General features: G+C 68.7%; 14 protein-coding genes. 4 read left to right on the forward strand and 10 right to left on the reverse strand.

What is annotated here, in order from left to right:
- Nucleotides 1-70 precede the first annotated feature (70 nt).
- From K9D25_RS15055 to K9D25_RS15095, 9 genes are all read right to left on the reverse strand, one after another.
- Entirely contained in the window at nucleotides 71-784 is a 714-nt protein-coding gene (locus K9D25_RS15055) for a GntR family transcriptional regulator (protein ID WP_244376423.1), read from the reverse strand.
- A gap of 83 nt (nucleotides 785-867) precedes the next feature.
- Nucleotides 868-1,254 carry an oxalurate catabolism protein HpxZ gene (hpxZ, locus tag K9D25_RS15060; RefSeq protein WP_244376424.1) on the reverse strand — a complete coding sequence of 129 codons (387 nt, stop codon included), beginning with the start codon at nucleotides 1,252-1,254 and terminating at the stop codon, nucleotides 868-870.
- Between the two features lie 56 nt (nucleotides 1,255-1,310).
- Nucleotides 1,311-2,531 carry a molybdopterin molybdotransferase MoeA gene (locus K9D25_RS15065; RefSeq protein ID WP_244376425.1) on the reverse strand — a complete coding sequence of 407 codons (1,221 nt, stop codon included), beginning with the start codon at nucleotides 2,529-2,531 and terminating at the stop codon, nucleotides 1,311-1,313.
- A gap of 10 nt (nucleotides 2,532-2,541) precedes the next feature.
- On the reverse strand, nucleotides 2,542-3,027 hold the full coding sequence (gene moaC / locus K9D25_RS15070; RefSeq protein ID WP_244376426.1) for a cyclic pyranopterin monophosphate synthase MoaC: 486 nt from the start codon (nucleotides 3,025-3,027) through the stop codon (nucleotides 2,542-2,544).
- A gap of 3 nt (nucleotides 3,028-3,030) precedes the next feature.
- Complete coding sequence (gene trpC, locus K9D25_RS15075; RefSeq protein ID WP_244376427.1) at nucleotides 3,031-3,846, reverse strand: indole-3-glycerol phosphate synthase TrpC; 816 nt, start codon at nucleotides 3,844-3,846, stop codon at nucleotides 3,031-3,033.
- A 9-nt stretch (nucleotides 3,847-3,855) separates the two neighbouring features.
- A complete protein-coding gene (trpD, locus tag K9D25_RS15080; protein ID WP_244450889.1) occupies nucleotides 3,856-4,881 on the reverse strand; it encodes an anthranilate phosphoribosyltransferase in 1,026 nt (341 codons plus the stop codon).
- Between the two features lie 32 nt (nucleotides 4,882-4,913).
- Entirely contained in the window at nucleotides 4,914-5,522 is a 609-nt protein-coding gene (locus K9D25_RS15085; RefSeq protein WP_244376428.1) for an anthranilate synthase component II, read from the reverse strand.
- Nucleotides 5,523-5,662: 140 nt separating this feature from the next.
- Nucleotides 5,663-7,177 carry an anthranilate synthase component I gene (trpE, locus tag K9D25_RS15090; RefSeq protein ID WP_244376429.1) on the reverse strand — a complete coding sequence of 505 codons (1,515 nt, stop codon included), beginning with the start codon at nucleotides 7,175-7,177 and terminating at the stop codon, nucleotides 5,663-5,665.
- 15 nt (nucleotides 7,178-7,192) lie between these two features.
- On the reverse strand, nucleotides 7,193-9,085 hold the full coding sequence (locus tag K9D25_RS15095; RefSeq protein WP_244376430.1) for a SurA N-terminal domain-containing protein: 1,893 nt from the start codon (nucleotides 9,083-9,085) through the stop codon (nucleotides 7,193-7,195).
- Nucleotides 9,086-9,271: 186 nt separating this feature from the next.
- Here K9D25_RS15095 and tpiA point away from each other — a divergent pair, with 186 nt between their 5' ends.
- The 4 genes from tpiA (at nucleotide 9,272) to K9D25_RS15115 (ending at nucleotide 13,401) form a co-directional block, all read left to right on the forward strand.
- Entirely contained in the window at nucleotides 9,272-10,021 is a 750-nt protein-coding gene (gene tpiA / locus K9D25_RS15100; protein WP_244376431.1) for a triose-phosphate isomerase, read from the forward strand.
- Between the two features lie 149 nt (nucleotides 10,022-10,170).
- Nucleotides 10,171-10,554, forward strand: a complete 384-nt coding sequence (secG, locus tag K9D25_RS15105; RefSeq protein ID WP_244376432.1) for a preprotein translocase subunit SecG — start codon at nucleotides 10,171-10,173, stop codon at nucleotides 10,552-10,554.
- Between the two features lie 116 nt (nucleotides 10,555-10,670).
- Nucleotides 10,671-12,299 carry a CTP synthase gene (locus K9D25_RS15110; RefSeq protein ID WP_244376433.1) on the forward strand — a complete coding sequence of 543 codons (1,629 nt, stop codon included), beginning with the start codon at nucleotides 10,671-10,673 and terminating at the stop codon, nucleotides 12,297-12,299.
- Between the two features lie 232 nt (nucleotides 12,300-12,531).
- Complete coding sequence (locus K9D25_RS15115; RefSeq protein ID WP_244376434.1) at nucleotides 12,532-13,401, forward strand: VOC family protein; 870 nt, start codon at nucleotides 12,532-12,534, stop codon at nucleotides 13,399-13,401.
- Nucleotides 13,402-13,496: 95 nt separating this feature from the next.
- Here the strand turns inward: K9D25_RS15115 and K9D25_RS15120 are convergent, their stop codons facing one another.
- Nucleotides 13,497-16,016, reverse strand: coding sequence for a glycosyltransferase (locus K9D25_RS15120; RefSeq protein WP_244376435.1), 2,520 nt, complete (start codon nucleotides 16,014-16,016; stop codon nucleotides 13,497-13,499).
- Nucleotides 16,017-16,346: the final 330 nt, after the last annotated feature.

A 16,346-nucleotide genomic window follows, 5' to 3' on the forward strand; every position in this document is an offset into this window, starting at 1 on the left:
CAATGGGTAAAGAGAGGTTAAATACCTCCGGCACGGCCATCGGCGCGCATCGGCGTGTCCCGTCCCGTTGTCACAGCGTCTGGGCGTATTGCTCATAGGCGTCGTGGACGATGGCGATGTGGTCGCGCATCGCGCCGGCCGCGCCGTCGCGGTCGCCGCGCAGAATGGCCGTCGTCACCCGGTCGTGCTCGGCATGCGAGAGCGCGAGGCGGCCGAGCGCGCGGAACTGCGCGCGGCGGAACGGGGACAGGCGCCGGCGCGTGCCGAGCGTCAGTTCGATCAGATAGTCGTTGTGGCTGCCGGCATAGACCGAGGTGTGGAACAGTTCATTGGCCTCGCGATAGGCGGCGAAATCCCCCAGCCGCATGAGTTCGCCCATCTCGGCATGCAATTGTTCCAGCTGCCGTCGCTCGGGCGGTGTCATCTTGAGCGCGCACAGGCCGGCGCAGAGCGCTTCCAGCTCGGCCATCACCTCGAACATGTTCTGCAGCCGCGCGACGCTCGGGCGTGCCACCACGGCGCCGCGATGCGGGCGGGCGTCGACCAGGCCGGAGGCGACGAGTTCGCGCAGCGCCTCCCGCACGGGGGTGCGCGACACGCCGAAGCGGGCGGCGAGCGCGGTCTCGTCGAGCGCCGAACCGGGAGGCAGCGTGCCGCGGGTGATTTCGTCGGCAAGCTGCATGCGCAACTCTTCCGCGCGCGTCGTGCGCCCCGGCCGGCCCGGCGCCGGTCGGGAGGGGGAGGTGGGCCGATCGAGCGGCAGGCGGACAGGCAGCACCGACATGAGCGAACACAGAACCGACGGGCGCGCCCGAATGCCGGGCGGCCATCCCATGTGTAGCCGCCGCGCCGGGCTTCACCAAGGGCTCAGAGAGGGTCGTCGATCACGCTGACATGGGCAGCCACCACTTTCCACCCTTCCGGCGTGCGCATCCAGGTCTGCATCTGCCGGCCGACCCGCCCCGGCGCGGTCTCCCGCCGGAACAGGGTGGAGGCCACCGCCATGTCGCGGCCATAGGTGGTGATCACCGTGCCGTCGAGTGTCCGTTCCAGCCCGGCCGGCGAGCGGGCGGCGCGGAAGGCGCGGATCGCCGCGATGCCATAGAGATTCTCGCCCCCGCCATAGCGCAGGGTGCGGGCATCATCCCAGAACAGCGCGTCGAGTTCGGCGACATCGTTGGCCACCAGCGCCCGCTCATAGCGCTCGAAGGCGGCGCGGACTTCGGCCACCACCTCGGGAAGATCGATGTCCATGCGCAGCCCCTCCTTCGCCAGCCAAGCGTTGAGAACACAGGCGTGGCGGGGCGGCGTCAATCCTCCAGGCGCAGAATCTCGCAGGGTTCCCCGGCCATGGCCGCCGGCGCGTGGGGCCGGCGGACCAGCAGCACATCGGCGCGGGCGAGGTTGCGCAGCATGGAACTGTCCTGCACCGGCAGCGGCCGCACCAGCGGCACACCTTCCGCATGGCCGACGATTTCGGCTCGCTGGAAATCCATGCGCTGCTCGTTTGCCTTCACGTCCCCGGCCAGCCGGGCCGGCTCCAGCGCGGGATGGGGCGGCACCGCCAGCCCCTGCAGCGCCTTGATCAGCGGCACGAGGAACAGCAGCGCGCAGACATGGGCGGAAACCGGGTTGCCCGGCAGCCCCAGAACCTGCGTGCGCGTCGCGCCGGAACGGCCGAACATCAGCGGCTTGCCCGGCCGCAGCGCGATCTTGTGCACGGCGAGGTCGACCCCCTGCGCCGTGAGCGCCGGGGCGATGAGGTCGTGGTCCCCCACAGAGGCGCCGCCCGTCGTCACCAGCACGTCGAAGCCGCCATCGAGCGCGGCCCGCACGCCGGTCTCGGTCGCGTCCATGCGGTCGGGGAGGATGCCGAGGTCGATCACCTCCGCCCCGGCGCCACGGGCGAGGGCGGCGACGGAGTAGATATTGGAGACGATCACCTGATGCACCCCCGCGCCTGTACCCGGCCGCACCAGCTCGTCGCCGGTGGAGAGCAGCGCGACACGGGGGCGGCGCGCCACGGATACCATGTCGACATCGCCGGCGGCGACAAGGGCGAGGTCGCGCGCACGCAGGCGGTGGCCGGCCGGCAGCAGCGTCTCGCCCGCGGCGAAGTCGCCACCGGCGCGACGGATGTGGCGGCCGGCGGTCGCGGCTTCCGTCACCGTGACGCTGTCGCCCGCACGGCGCGTGTCTTCCTGGATGACGATGGCGTCGGCGCCCTGCGGCAGGACGGCGCCGGTGAAGATGCGCACCGTGGTGCCCGGCAGCACCGCGCCGGCAAAGGGGCGGCCGGCGGCGGATTCGCCGATGACGGTGAGCGTTGCCCCGGTGTCGGTGGCATCCTGCGCCCGCAGCGCGTAGCCATCCATGGCGGAAACATCGGCACCCGGCGTCGTGCGGCGGGCGATCACCGGCGCGGCCAGCACCCGGCCGGCGGCGGCGTCCAGCGACACGGTCTCGGCGCCGAGCGGCCCGGCGGTGGAGAGCAGGAGGGCCAGCGCCTCCTCGACCGGCATCAGCGCCATGGTTCTCTCCTCAGTCGGCCTGCCAGTGGCCGGAACGCCCGCCGGCCTTTTCCAGCAGGCGGACATTTTCGATCCGCATGCCCCGGTCCACCGCCTTGGCCATGTCGTAAATGGTGAGGCCGGCGACGGTGACGGCGGTCAGCGCTTCCATCTCCACTCCGGTCTGGCCGGCGGTGCGCACGGTGGCGCGGATGACGAGACCGGGCAAAGCGCGGGCAGGCTCGATCTCCACCGCGACCTTGGACAGCAGCAGCGCGTGGCAGAGCGGGATCAGCTCATGCGTGCGCTTGGCCGCCATGATGCCGGCGAGCCGCGCCGTGCCGATCACGTCGCCCTTCTTGGCGTTGCCGGAGAGGATGAGCTCGAGCGTTTCCGCCTGCATCGTCACTTGGCCCTCCGCCACCGCCACGCGGTCGGTCACCGCTTTGTCGGCGACATCGACCATATGAGCGGCGCCGGCGGCGTCGAGATGGGTCAGGCGGGGCGTGTCGCTCATCGCTCAGCCGGCCGCGCGCGCGGGCAGGGCGGGGGCGAGCAGGGCGCGCGTCGCCGCCGCCACATCCGCCTGCCGCATCAGGCTTTCGCCGACAAGGATGGTGCTGATGTTCACCTGCGCCAGCCGGGCGATATCGTCCGGCGTGAAGATGCCGCTCTCGCCGACGATGATGCGCTCCGCCGGGATGCGCGGGGCGAGGCGCTCGGAGGTTTCCAGCGTCACCTCGAAGGTGCGCAGGTTGCGGTTGTTGATGCCGACCAGCTTCGCCGGCAGCCTCAAGGCCCGGTCGAGCTCGGCGTCGTCATGCACCTCGACCAGCGCGTCCATGCCGAGGCCGTGGGCGGTCTCCACGAGGTCGAGTGCCAGCGCGTCGTCGACCGAGGCCATGATGACGAGAATGCAGTCCGCGCCCCAGCTGCGCGCCTCGTACACCTGATAGGTGTCGTAAAGGAAATCCTTGCGCAGCGCCGGCAGCGCGCAGGCGGCGCGGGCGGCGACGAGGAATTGCGGTGCGCCCTGGAAGGAGGGGCCGTCGGTCAGCACGGACAGGCACGCCGCGCCGCCGGCCTCATAGGCCTTCGCCAGCGCGGGCGGGTCGAAATCGGCGCGGATCAGTCCCTTGGACGGGCTGGCCTTCTTGATCTCGGCGATCAGCGCGGTGGTGCCGGCGGCGATCTTCGCCTCGATCGCCCGCAGGAAGCCACGCGCCGGCGGCTGCGCCTCGGCGCTCGCGCGAACCTGCGCGAGCGGCCGCTCACGCTTGGCGGTGGCGATCTCCTCGCGCTTATAGGCGCCGATCTTTTCCAGAATGTCGGCCATGGCGCGCTCCTATTCCGCCGCCGCCAGCGCCGAGGTGGCGATCAGCCGGTCGAGCGCCGCGGCGGCATGGCCGCCCGTGAGGCTGGCGCGGGCCAGCTCCAGCCCGGAACCGAGATCGTCCGCCTTGCCGGCGACGACCAGCGCGGCGGCGGCATTGAGCAGCGAGACATCGGCATAGGCGCTGGGCTCGCCCGCCAGCACGGCGCGCAGCGCCAGCGCATTGGCGGCGCCGTCGCCGCCCTTTAGCGCCTCCGGCGTCGCCCGGGCAAGGCCGAACTCTTCCGGCGTAATCTCGAAGCTGCGGATGCTGCCATCCTTCAGCTCGGCCACCTGGGTCGGGCCTGTCGTGGTGATTTCGTCGAGCCCGTCGGAGCCATGCACCACCCAGGCATGGGTGGACCCCAGCGTACGCAGCACTTCGGCGAGCGGCTCGACCCAGGTGCGGGCGAACACGCCGACCATCTGACGGGTCACGCCAGCGGGATTCGAAAGCGGGCCGATGAGGTTGAAGATGGTACGCGTGCCCATCTCCACCCGCGTCGGGCCGACATGCTTCATCGCCGGGTGATGGGCCGGGGCGAACATGAATCCGATACCGGCGTCGCGGATGCAGGTGGCGATCTGCTGCGGCGTCAGGTCGATCTTCACCCCCAGCGCCATCAGCACATCCGCCGCGCCGGATTTGGAGGACAGCGCGCGGTTGCCGTGCTTGGCCACCGGCACGCCCGCCCCGGCGACGATGAAGGAGGCGCAGGTGGAGATGTTGTAGGAGCCGGAGGCATCGCCCCCGGTGCCGACCACGTCCACCGCCTCCGCCGGCGCGTCCACCCGCAGCATCTTGGAGCGCATGGTGGTGACGGCGCCGGCAATCTCCTCGATCGCCTCGCCGCGCACCCGCAGCGCCATGAGAATGGCGCCGATCTGGGAGGGCGTCGCCTCGCCCGACATCATCACGTCGAAGGCGGCGGCGGCTTCCGCGCGCGTCAGCGTGGTGCCGGTCGCCAGCTTGCCGATAATGGGCTTGAGATTGTCCATCTGGCTCTGCGTCCCCGCCTGTTGTGCCGCGCTCACGCCGCCCGCTCCCGGCCGGGGCCGGCATTCCAGGCGCGCGCGAGATCGAGGAAATTCTTGAGAATGGTGCGGCCGTGTTCGGAGGCGATGCTCTCCGGGTGGAATTGCACGCCATGCACGGGCAGCGTGGTGTGCGACAGGCCCATGATGAGGCCGTCATCGGTCTCGGCCGTCACCGCCAGCGTGTCGGGCAGCGTGTCGCGCTTCACCACCAGCGAGTGGTAGCGCGTCGCCTTGAGCGGCCCGTTGATGCCATGGAACACGCCGTCATTGCGGTGGTGGATTTCCGACAGCTTGCCATGGATCGGTTGCGGCGCCCGCACCACGTCGCCGCCGAACACCTGGCCGATGGCCTGGTGCCCGAGGCAGACGCCGAACACCGGCACGCCGTCCTTCGCGGCGCGCTCGATGAGCGCGCAGGAAATTCCGGCCTCGTTGGGGGTCGCCGGGCCGGGCGAAATCACGATCGCCTCCGGCTTCAGCGCCATCGCCTCATCGACGGTGAGCGTATCGTTGCGGCGCACCTCCACCTCGGCGCCGAGCCCGCCAATGTAGTGGACGAGGTTCCAGGTGAAGCTGTCGTAATTGTCGATGAGCAGGATCATCGTGCGTCCATCCGCCGGCCTCATGCCGGCTGTGAGAAGGTCTAGGGGCTGTTCCGGCGCGGGGTCAAGCCGCGCCGGCGGGCGATGGTCTCTATCGCCAGCCCCGCCATCGCTCGTGGCGCCGATCCCTGCTCATCGCCTCACTGCCCTCTGCCGGCCCGGGCGGCGAAGCGCACGGCTTCCTCGCCGGCGCGGAACAGCGCCTTGGCCTTGTTGACGCATTCCTGCTGCTCGCTTTCGGGCACGGAATCATAGACGATGCCGGCGCCCGCCTGCACATACATCCGCCCGTCTTTCACCACGGCGGTGCGCAGCACGATGCAGGTGTCCATCTCGCCATCGGCGCCGAAATAGCCGATGGCGCCGGCATAGATGCCGCGCTTGTCGCGCTCCAGCTCGTCGATGATCTCCATCGCCCGCACCTTCGGCGCACCCGACACCGTGCCGGCAGGGAAACCCGCGGCCAGCGCGTCCAGCGCGTCGCGGCGCGGGTCGAGCGCGCCTTCGACATTGGAGACGATGTGCATGACCTGACTGTAGCGCTCGATGAAGAAGCTGTCGGTCACCTCCACCGAGCCGATCTTCGCCACGCGGCCGACATCGTTGCGGCCGAGATCGAGCAGCATCAGATGTTCGGCCCGCTCCTTCGGGTCGGCGAGGAGTTCGTCCTCCAGCGCCTTGTCCTCATGCGGAGTGGCGCCGCGCCGGCGGGTGCCGGCGATCGGGCGGATGGTGACGGTGTCGTTCCGCAGGCGCACCAGGATTTCCGGGCTGGAACAGACCAGCGAGAAGCCGCCGAAGTTGAAATAGACGAGGAACGGCGCCGGGTTGATCCGCCGCAGTGCCCGGTAGAGCGAGAAGGGCGGCAGCGCGAAGGGGGCCTCGAAACGCTGGGAAAGCACCACCTGGAAGATGTCGCCGGCGCGGATATATTCCTTAGCCCGCTCGACCATGTCGCGATAGGCCGCCGGCTCGGTGTTGGACTGCGGCTCCACCGCCTGGTGGAAGGCGTCTTCGGAGGGCAGGTTGGGCAGCGCGCTGTCGAGGGCGGCGACCACCTTCTCCAGCCGCTCGCGCGCCGCTTCATAGGCGGCGGTGGCCGTCATATCGGGCGTCGGGCGCACGGGGGTGACGACGGTAATTTCGTCGCGCACCGCGTCGAACACCACCATGACGGTGGGGCGGATGAAGATCGAATCCGGCACGTCGATGACATCGGGCTTGGGCGCGGGAAGCCGCTCCATCTGCCGCACCATGTCATAGCCGAGATAGCCGAACACGCCCGCCGCCATGGGCGGGGCGCCTTCCGGCAGATGAATGCGCGATTCCTCCACCAGCCGGCGCAGCGAGACCAGCGGCTTGTCCGGGCAGGGCTCGAAGGCGTCGGCGTGGCTGGCGGCGCGGCGGTTGATCTCCGCCTTGTCGCCATGGCAGCGCCAGATCACATCCGGCTCGATACCGATCATGGAGTAGCGCCCGCGCGTGGCGCCACCCTCGACCGATTCGAGCAGGAAGCTGTTCGGCCGCTCGCCGGCGATCTTGAGGAAGGCCGAGACCGGGGTTTCGAGATCGGCGATGAGCGTGGTGGTGACCACCTGCGCCTCGCCGCGCTGATAGGCGGCGGCAAAATCCGCCGCTTCGGGAGTGAGGCTCATGACCCGCGTTCCGCCTCAGTTCACCGCGTCGGTGCCGACGATCTGGTCGAGCGCGGCGCGGTTGATGCGGGCGCCGAGCCGGCTCTGCAGCTCGACCAGATACTCCGTCATCAGGTCGTTCTCCATGCTCGTGCGCAGGTCGGACAGCAGCTTCTCGTCGGTGGCGGCGGTGGCCGCCGGCACGACGGCGCGCAGCACCTGGAAGAGCAGCCGGCTGTCGCCACCCTCGGCCAGAGCGCTGCCGACGCCACCCTCGGGGGTCTCGAACACGGCGGCCATGATGTCCTGCGGCACGCCGTCGGCGGTGCGGCCACGGCGCAGGCCGTTGGCGGCGCGCAGTTCGAGCCCGGCCGCGGTCACCGCCTGATCGAAGGGGGTGCCGGCGGCAATCTTGGCCTTGATCTCCTCGACCTTCTTGTCGAGCGCCTGCGCGGCCTGGTCCTGTTTCCAGCGCTCCAGAACCTGCGCGCGCGCCTCCTCGAAGCTGCGGTCGCGCGGCGGGGTGATCTCATCGACCTGGTACCAGACATAGCCGCCATTCTGCGGCAGCTGGACGGGCTCGTTCTCCTCGCCGACCGCGGTGGCGAAGGCGCCGCGCAGCACGTCCGAACGCGCGGGGAAGGAAGCGATCGCGCTGCCGTCCGGGGCCTGGCCCTGAACGCTGGTGTCGAAATTCTGCACGGTGAGCCCGAACTTGCCGGCGACCTCGGCGAGCTGCGCGCCGCCAGCGCGCTCGTCCTCGATCTTGTCATAGGTCGCGAGCATCGCCCGGCGGGCGGCATTAACCTGCAGCGCCGCCTTGATCGCCGGCGCCACTTCCTCCAGCGGCTGGACGCTGCCGGGGGTGATGGCGCCGATATGGACGATGACCGGGCCGAAGCGGCCGGCGATCACATCGCTGGTGCCGTTGGCGGGCAGGGAGAAGGCGGCGTCGGCCACCTGCCGGTCGATGATGTCGGCGCGCGAGACATCGCCGAGATCGACATCCTTGGCGCTCAGTTTGCGCTCGGCGACGATGTCGGCAAAGGCCGTGCCGGACTTGATGCGGTCGGCGGCGGCCTTGGCTTCTTCCTCATTGGGGAAGACGAGCTGCTGCACGACGCGCTTTTCCGGCGTCCCATAGGTGGAGAGATTGGCGTCGTAGGCGGCCTTGACCTCGGCGTCGGAAACGGCCTCGCTGGCCGCCAGCGCCTCGGGGGTGAGCACCAGCACGCCGATCTTGCGGTATTCCGGCGCGCGGAACGCGACCTTGCGTTCGTCGAAGAACTTGCGCAGCTCCTCGTCCGACGGGTCGGCCGGAGCGGCGAGGGAGGCGGGGGTCAGCATCGCGTAATTGACCGAGCGTTCCTCGCCCTCATAGCGGGCGAGCGCGCCCTTGAGCACGGCCGGCACTTCGATGCCGCCGCCCAGCGACTGGATCAGCTGCTGGCGCAGCGCCAGCGCGCGCTCCGCCGCGACGAAGCGCGCCTCGGTGAAGCCGTTGGAGCGCAGGAGCTGGTTGAAATAGGCCGGATCGAAACTGCCGCTGGGGCCGTGGAAGGCCGGGTTCGACTGCACCCGCCGCGCGATCTCCTCATCCGACAGGGCGAGGCCGAGCGCCTTTGCCTGGTCGTTGAGCGCCGCCTCGGCCAGCTGCTCGTTCAGCAACTGGTCGGGAATGCCGAAGGCCCGCGCCTGATCCGGCGTGATGCCGCGCTTGAGCTGCTGGCTGATCTGCTGCAGCCGCTCCTGGTAGAGCTGCCGGAACTCCGGCACCGTGATCTCGGTGTCGCCGATGGTCGCCAGCGTCTGGCTGCCGAAGCCGCGGAACACGTCGGCGATGCCCCAGACCGCGAAGCTGAGGATGAGGAGACCCATCAGGATCTTGGCGACAATTCCGGAAGCGCTCTTGCGCAGGGTCTCAAGCATATGATTCTCGTCTGGCGTCGTGCGGGCGACGGCCCGGGGCGCGAAAGGCGCGCATAATAGGGAGGCGACCCCGTCGCCGCAACGGCACTTCTGCGGCCTTCCCGCGACGAAAGCCGCTGCACAGGCGACCTTGCTCTGTTAAGAGGCGGGGCGCGGAGCTTTCATAGTGCAGGAGCTTGGAACGGTATGAAGATGCGTCGTCCGCTGGTCGCTGGCAATTGGAAGATGAACGGCCTCAAGGGCTCGCTCGCCGAGTTCGCCGCCATCGTCGAAGGCTATGACGCCGCAATGGCGGCTAAGGCCGATCTGCTGGTCAGCCCGCCGGCGACACTGCTTTCCGCATTCGCGGCTGCGGCAGGCGCTGTCGGCGTCGGCGGGCAGGATTGCCACGCCAAGCCCTTCGGCGCCCATACCGGGGACATCGCCGCCGAGATGCTGGCCGATGCCGGGGCGCGGGCCGTCATCGTTGGTCACTCCGAGCGGCGTCAGGACCATCGCGAGAGCAATGGCCAGGTGCGTGCCAAGGCCGAGGCGGCGCGCCGCGCGGGCCTCGTCGCCATCGTCTGCGTCGGCGAGACGCGGGAGGAGCGTGAGGCGGGGCAGGCGCTCGATGTGGTGCGTGGCCAGCTTGAGGGCTCGATCCCGGACGGCGCCACCGCCGCCGATCTGGTCGTGGCCTATGAGCCGGTCTGGGCGATCGGGACCGGCCTCACCCCCACCAATAACGACATCGCCGAGATGCATGCCACGCTGCGTGGGGCGCTCACCGCGCGCTTCGGCGCCGAGGGGGAGGGGTTCCGCCTGCTCTATGGCGGCTCCGTGAAGCCGGAGAACGCGCGCGAGATTCTCGCTGTGCCGGATGTGGACGGCGCGCTGGTCGGTGGCGCGAGCCTCAAGGCGGAGTCTTTTCTCGCCATTGCGCGCGCCTATCTGTAAGGCGGCGTTTCCAGCCGCCCGCCAACAATCCCTGTGGTCGGGCGGCTGGAAACGCCGGGCGCAATCGTGTAGGAACGCGCCAACACGTGCGGCGGGCGAGTTCAGGAGTGGGCTCGCGTGCCGCTGCATGAGCATTTTGAAGGCGTCAGATGCAAACCGTACTCATCGTCATCCATCTCATGGTCGTGCTGGCCCTGATCGGCGTGGTGCTGATTCAGCGTTCCGAAGGGGGCGGGCTCGGCATTGGCGGCGGGGGAGGCGGTGGCGGCGGCTTCTTCAGCGCCCGTGGGACGGCGAATGTGCTGACCCGCGCGACGGCGATTCTGGCCGGTCTGTTCTTCCTCACCAGCCTGTCGCTCACCATTCTCGCCGGTTGGGGCCGCGGTCCGACGACGATTTTCAATGCCCCGGCCGCCGTTCCCGGCGCGCCCTCGGCGCCTGCTCCCGGCGGCTCCGTGCTGGACCAGCTCAACGCCGCCCAGCCCGCGCCGCCGGCCGCTCCCGCCGCGCCGCAGGCTCCGCAGTCGCAGTGATAACGGTGCCGCGTCGACACGCGTCGGCGCGGCCCTCGGTTTAGCCACAGGCGGGCGCCCGTTCGGCAAGGCGGGCCCTCGTCGAATCGCGTTTTTGCCGGTAGAAACCAAAACCCATGGCGCGCTACATCTTCATCACCGGCGGCGTCGTGTCCTCGCTTGGCAAGGGCCTCGCCTCCGCCGCACTCGGTGCATTGTTGCAGGCCCGTGGGTACAAGACCCGGCTGCGCAAGCTCGACCCCTATCTCAACGTCGATCCGGGCACGATGAGCCCGTATCAGCACGGCGAAGTCTTCGTCACCGATGACGGTGCCGAGACCGATCTCGACCTCGGCCATTACGAGCGTTTCACCGGCCGTCCCGCGACCAAGCAGGACAACATCACCACCGGGCGCATCTATCAGGACATCCTCACCAAGGAGCGGCGCGGCGACTATCTCGGCGCCACCATTCAGGTGATTCCGCACGTCACCAACGCCATCAAGGACTTCGTGCTCTCGGGCAATGAGGGTTACGATTTCGTGCTGGTGGAGATCGGCGGCACGGTCGGCGATATCGAGGCGATGCCGTTCCTGGAGGCGATCCGCCAGATCGGCAACGAGCTGCCGCGCCGGCACTGCATCTATATCCACCTCACTTTGCTGCCCTTCATCCCCTCCGCCGGCGAACTGAAGACCAAGCCGACGCAGCATTCGGTGAAGGAGCTGCGCTCCATCGGCATCGCGCCGGATATCCTGCTCTGCCGGACCGATCGCGAGATTCCGCGCGAGGAGCGCCGCAAGCTCGGCCTGTTCTGCAATGTGCGGGAAAGCGCGGTGATCGAGGCGCGCGATGCCGACAGCATCTATGCCGTGCCCTCGGCCTATCACGAGGCCGGGCTCGACACGGAAGTGCTGGCGGCCTTCGGTATCGAGCCGGCGCCCGAACCGGACCTGACGCGCTGGAAGAAGGTGGAAGCCGGCATCCGCAACCCGGAAGGGTCGGTCACCATTGCCATTGTCGGCAAGTACACGGGGATGAAGGACGCCTACAAGTCCCTCATCGAAGCGCTGACCCATGGCGGGCTCGCCAACAATATGCGGGTCAATCTCGACTGGATCGAGAGCGAGATTTTCGAGCGCGAGGACCCCGCGCCCTTCCTTGAGCACGTTCACGGCATTCTCGTGCCGGGCGGCTTCGGCCAGCGCGGCGCCGAGGGCAAGATCCGCGCGGCCCAGTTCGCGCGCGAGCGGCGCGTGCCCTATCTCGGCATCTGCTTCGGCATGCAGATGGCGGTGATCGAGGCGACGCGGAACCTGGTCGGGGTGGAGAAGGCGAACTCGACCGAGTTCGGCCCCACCGAGGAGCCGGTGGTCGGCCTGCTCACCGAATGGCTGCGCGGCAATGAGCTGGAAAAGCGCGGCATCGGCAGCGATCTCGGCGGCACGATGCGGCTCGGCGCCTATCCCGCCGCGCTGGCCGAGGGCAGCCGGGTCGCGGAGATTTATGGCGACACGTCGATCTTCGAGCGCCATCGCCACCGCTACGAGGTCAACATGGCCTATCGCGAGCGGCTGGAGGCCTGCGGCATGCTGTTCTCCGGCCTCTCGCCGGACGGGCTGCTGCCGGAGATCATCGAGTATCCCGATCACCCTTGGTTCGTCGGCGTGCAGTTCCATCCCGAACTGAAATCGCGCCCCTTCGAGCCGCACCCGCTCTTCGCTTCCTTCATCGGTGCGGCGGCGGTGCAGAGCCGGCTGTTCTGAGCGCCGGCCGGCGAATCGTGACCCTCAGCCCTGCGCGCCCTGTCGGCCGGCGCGCAGCACCGGTGCCGAGAGGAGCGCGGCGGGAGGGATTCGCCGCCCAAGCCGTCACCTTTCCCAGGCTCGCCCCTCGCCGATAGTCGAGGCTGGTTCACCAGCCGTCGGCGTGCTCTGATGGTGGCCGGGATTCTCGCCCGGCGCCACATGTGCCGGGCAAGCAGGGGAGAAGGTGCTGGTGGAGCGCGGTCTTGATCACGTCGTCCATGTCGTCCGCGACCTTGAGGCGGCGGGCGAACTTTACGACATGCTCGGCTTCACGGTCGGCACCCGCAACCGCCATCCATGGGGCACCGACAACCGCATCGTGCAGCTGCCGGGATTCTTCGTCGAATTGCTTGAGATCGCCGACGCCGAGAAGATCCCGCCACAGGACGCGACCCGCTTTTCATTCGGCGCCTTCAACCGCGATTTCCTCGCCGAGGTCGGCCCCGGCCTTTCCATGCTGGTGCTGGAAGGGCGGGACGGCGCGATCGACAAGTTGGAATTCGACACGGCCGGGATCGGCGGCATCGACCTGTTCAGCTTCGAGCGGGAGGGCAAGCGGCTCGACGGCGTGGGCGTCAAGGTTGCGTTCAACCTCGCCTATGCGCGCGATCCGGCCTCGCCGCATGCCGGCTTCTTCACCTGCCAGCAGCTCTTCCCGGAGAATTTCTGGTCCGTGGATTTGCAGCGGCACATGAATGGCGCGCACAGCGTGGTGGGGGTGGTGATGACGGCCGGCGATCCTGCGGCCCATACCGGCTTTCTCGCCAGTTTCGCCGGCATGGATGCACGGCGGGCGGTCGAGGGCTGGTACATCCTCAAGACCCCGCGCGGCGATATCGACGTGATGAGCGACGCGCTGTTCACCGAGCGCTTCGGGGTGCCGGCGCCGTCCGGGCCGGGGCTGCGCCTGGCCGCCGTGCGCTTCGGGGTCGCGGATATGGACAGGCTGCGCCGGCGGGTGTCGTCGTCGCGCATGTCGGTGGAGGATATTGAAGGCGTGGTCGTCGTCGGCCCGAAAGCGGCGCTGGGAGCGACGCTGGTGTTCGAAGCGGCAGCCTGAACCGACCCGTTCCTCAGACGAAAAGCAAAAGCCCCGGAATCGCGTCCGGGGCTTTCTTTATGCGCGAGGCAAGGAGGGCGGGCCCTCCAGCGGTCTCAGCCGATCTCTTCCGGCACGGCCTGCGGCTGGGTCGAGCGGCCCGGCAGCAGCGCCACAGCGCGGCCGCGCAGGGCGCGCCAGGTGGCGAAGGAGTTGAGCGTCGAACCTTCCAGCCAGCCAATGCCGGCGGCCGCCAGGAAGGGCAGGCTCTGGATCGCCAGCGCCAGGGCGAACAGATCGACTTCCACCACGGCGTGCCAGTTGGTCAGCCGCAAGCCGATCGCGGCGATCATCAGCCCGGCGCCGATGATCGCTTCCGGCAGCGCCGGGAAGGCGCGGGCGGCGTCCGCCAGCCAGGAGCCCTTGGCGGTGCGGGCGAAGGCGAGGTCCTTGTAGCGGAAGCTGTCATAGACCGCCTTGGCCACGGTGAACTGCACCGCCATCGCCGCAAACGCCGCGCCGATCATGCGCACCGGCGTCGTGGCGACGCGCAGGCGGTAGAGCGCAATGAAGTGCAGCAGGTAGATGCCGAAGCAGAACACGATCGGGATGGTGAGAATGCGCTGCGGCACAGCGATGCCGAGGCCGAGCACGAAGGGCACCCAGAGCAGCGACAGGATGGCCACCAGCGCACCGACGCTTTCCGAGCCGAGCCAGCTCATCCAGCCGATGCTGAACTCGCGGCGCTGCGCCGGGGTGAGGCGTGTGCCGGCATTGGGCAGCATGCGGCGCCAGTGCTTCTTGATGATCTGCATGCCGCCATAAGCCCAGCGGTGGCGCTGCTTCTTGAACGAGGCGAAGTCGTCCGGCAGCAGGCCCCAGCCATAGCGCTCATTGGTGTAATGGCTCTTCCAGCCGCGCTCGACGATGGCGAGGCCGAGATCGGTGTCCTCGCAGATCGTGTCGCTCGACCAGTCGCCAGCCTCGACCATGGCGGCGCGGCGCATCAGGCACATGGTGCCGTGCACGACGATGGCGTCGTGCTCGTTGCGCTGAACCATGCCGATGTCGAAGAAGCCGGCATATTCGGTGTTCATCGCCTCGTGCAGCAGGCTACGGTCGGCGTCGCGGTGGTCCTGCGGCGCCTGCACGATGCCGACGGTCGGGTCCTCGAAGGTCGGCACGAGGTTCATCAGCCAGTTCGGATCGACGACATAGTCGGCGTCGATGATGCCGATAATCTCGGCGTCCGGCGCGGTCTGCAGCATGGCCTCGCGCAGCGCACCGGCCTTGAAGCCCGCCACCTTGGGCAGGTTGATGAACTTGAAGCGCTCACCCAGTTCGCGGCAATGGGCTTCGATCGGTTCCCAGAAGGCCGGGTCGGGCGTGTTGTTGATGATGACCAGGCATTCGAAGTTCGGCCAGTTCAGCCGGGCGACGCTGTCGAGCGTCTGCTTCAGCATCTCCGGCGGCTCCTTATAGGCCGGGATGTGGATCGATACCTTGGGCGTGCGCGAGGGCGCGGACGCGTTCTCCTTGCGCAGCAGCCGGCGCGGGGTGCGGCCGAAGGCGATGGTGGAGAGTTCCTCCACCCGGTAGAGCATGACGATGACGAGCGGCACCAGCAGCACGAGGCTGACGACCATGGTCACCATGTTGCCGCCCACGACATAATGCGTCAGCCAGTGGTCGGTGACGGTCGCCACCCAGGCGCCGGCAAGGTTCGCCGCGCCGACCATGACCAGCGCCTGCGGCAGGGTGAGGCGGGCGAAGCGGAACACCGGCAGCGAGAAGGCGATGCCGAGCAGCAGGGCGATGGCGGCGGTGGCGTTGTAGGTCGAGGGGGTGATCGGGCCGGCCATCGGGAACTTGGCGACGCGGTTGGCGTCGAGAATGCCCCAGTACTGGCCGACGCTGCCCTCGAAGCTCTTCCACGGCGCGTCGAACGCTTCGATGAGGTTGTACTCGATGCCGAGCGCATCGGCGCGGGCGGCGAAGGTGCGGATGATCTGCGCCTGTTCGACCTCGCCGGGGATCGCGCTGTCGCGATTATAGCCCTGGCTCGGCCAGCCGAACTCGGCGATGACGATGCGCTTGCCGGGATAGGTGGCGCGCAGGCGGTCATAGATGGCGATGGTGTGGTCGACCACCTGCTCCGGCGTCACGCCTTCCCAATAGGGCAGCATGTGAGCGGCGATGTAGTCGACGGCGGACACCAGCTCGGGATGGTCGAGCCAGACGTCCCATGTTTCGCCTGTCGTGACCGGCACGTTGGTCTCGCGCTTCACCCGACGGATCGTCTCGATCAGCTGCTCGGGCGTGCGTTCGGCGCGCAGGATCGACTCGTTGCCGACCACGATGCCGACGACGTTCGAATTCTTCTTCGCGACCTCGATGGCGTTGGTGATTTCGCGCTCGTTGCGCGCCTCGTCCTCGTCCAGCCAGGCGCCGACCGTGGTCTTCAGCCCCTTCTCGGCGGCGATTTTCGCCACCAGGTCGAGATTGCCGGTCGAGGCATAGGTACGCACGCCGCGCGTATAGGGCGCCACCGCCTCCACATCGGCGCGGATCTGCGCCTCGGTGGTCGGCTCACCCTTATCCGGGTTGGCGTCGCGGCCATAGGGCGCGAACGACATGCTTTGGAAGCGATCGGGTGCGGCGGGAGCGGAAACCTCCTGACGCAGAGCCAGCCAGACAAAGGCATGGACGCACGTCACGACCGCAACGGCTGCGGCAGCGACACGAATGGCGGGGCGCATGAGACAAACCCACGATAAGGGGAGGCTGACAGGTGGAATATAGTACAGTTTCAACGCACGTGCAGCACGATCTTTGCCGCGGCGCGCCAAAGCGCGTCACGCCTGCCGACAATGCCGCTCTGCAGCGGAGAATGCGTCAATGGGAGAATGGTTCCCCACTATGGCGGCCCCATGACGCGCCGATGACACACCGGGGGCCGCGGCGCG

It is taken from the genome of Ancylobacter polymorphus, assembly GCF_022836935.1.
GTDB lineage: Bacteria > Pseudomonadota > Alphaproteobacteria > Rhizobiales > Xanthobacteraceae > Ancylobacter > Ancylobacter polymorphus_A.

What these genes read in the sequence shown, in the direction of transcription:
- K9D25_RS15055 (WP_244376423.1), bottom strand. Translation starts at nt 784, where the DNA reads ATGTCGGTGCTGCCTGTCCGCCTGCCGCTCGATCGGCCCACCTCCCCC.
- hpxZ (WP_244376424.1), bottom strand. Translation starts at nt 1,254, where the DNA reads ATGGACATCGATCTTCCCGAGGTGGTGGCCGAAGTCCGCGCCGCCTTC.
- K9D25_RS15065 (WP_244376425.1), bottom strand. Translation starts at nt 2,531, where the DNA reads ATGGCGCTGATGCCGGTCGAGGAGGCGCTGGCCCTCCTGCTCTCCACC.
- moaC (WP_244376426.1), bottom strand. Translation starts at nt 3,027, where the DNA reads ATGAGCGACACGCCCCGCCTGACCCATCTCGACGCCGCCGGCGCCGCT.
- trpC (WP_244376427.1), bottom strand. Translation starts at nt 3,846, where the DNA reads ATGGCCGACATTCTGGAAAAGATCGGCGCCTATAAGCGCGAGGAGATC.
- trpD (WP_244450889.1), bottom strand. Translation starts at nt 4,881, where the DNA reads ATGGACAATCTCAAGCCCATTATCGGCAAGCTGGCGACCGGCACCACG.
- K9D25_RS15085 (WP_244376428.1), bottom strand. Translation starts at nt 5,522, where the DNA reads ATGATCCTGCTCATCGACAATTACGACAGCTTCACCTGGAACCTCGTC.
- trpE (WP_244376429.1), bottom strand. Translation starts at nt 7,177, where the DNA reads ATGAGCCTCACTCCCGAAGCGGCGGATTTTGCCGCCGCCTATCAGCGC.
- K9D25_RS15095 (WP_244376430.1), bottom strand. Translation starts at nt 9,085, where the DNA reads ATGCTTGAGACCCTGCGCAAGAGCGCTTCCGGAATTGTCGCCAAGATC.
- tpiA (WP_244376431.1), top strand. Translation starts at nt 9,272, where the DNA reads ATGAAGATGCGTCGTCCGCTGGTCGCTGGCAATTGGAAGATGAACGGC.
- secG (WP_244376432.1), top strand. Translation starts at nt 10,171, where the DNA reads ATGCAAACCGTACTCATCGTCATCCATCTCATGGTCGTGCTGGCCCTG.
- K9D25_RS15110 (WP_244376433.1), top strand. Translation starts at nt 10,671, where the DNA reads ATGGCGCGCTACATCTTCATCACCGGCGGCGTCGTGTCCTCGCTTGGC.
- K9D25_RS15120 (WP_244376435.1), bottom strand. Translation starts at nt 16,016, where the DNA reads ATGTCGTTCGCGCCCTATGGCCGCGACGCCAACCCGGATAAGGGTGAG.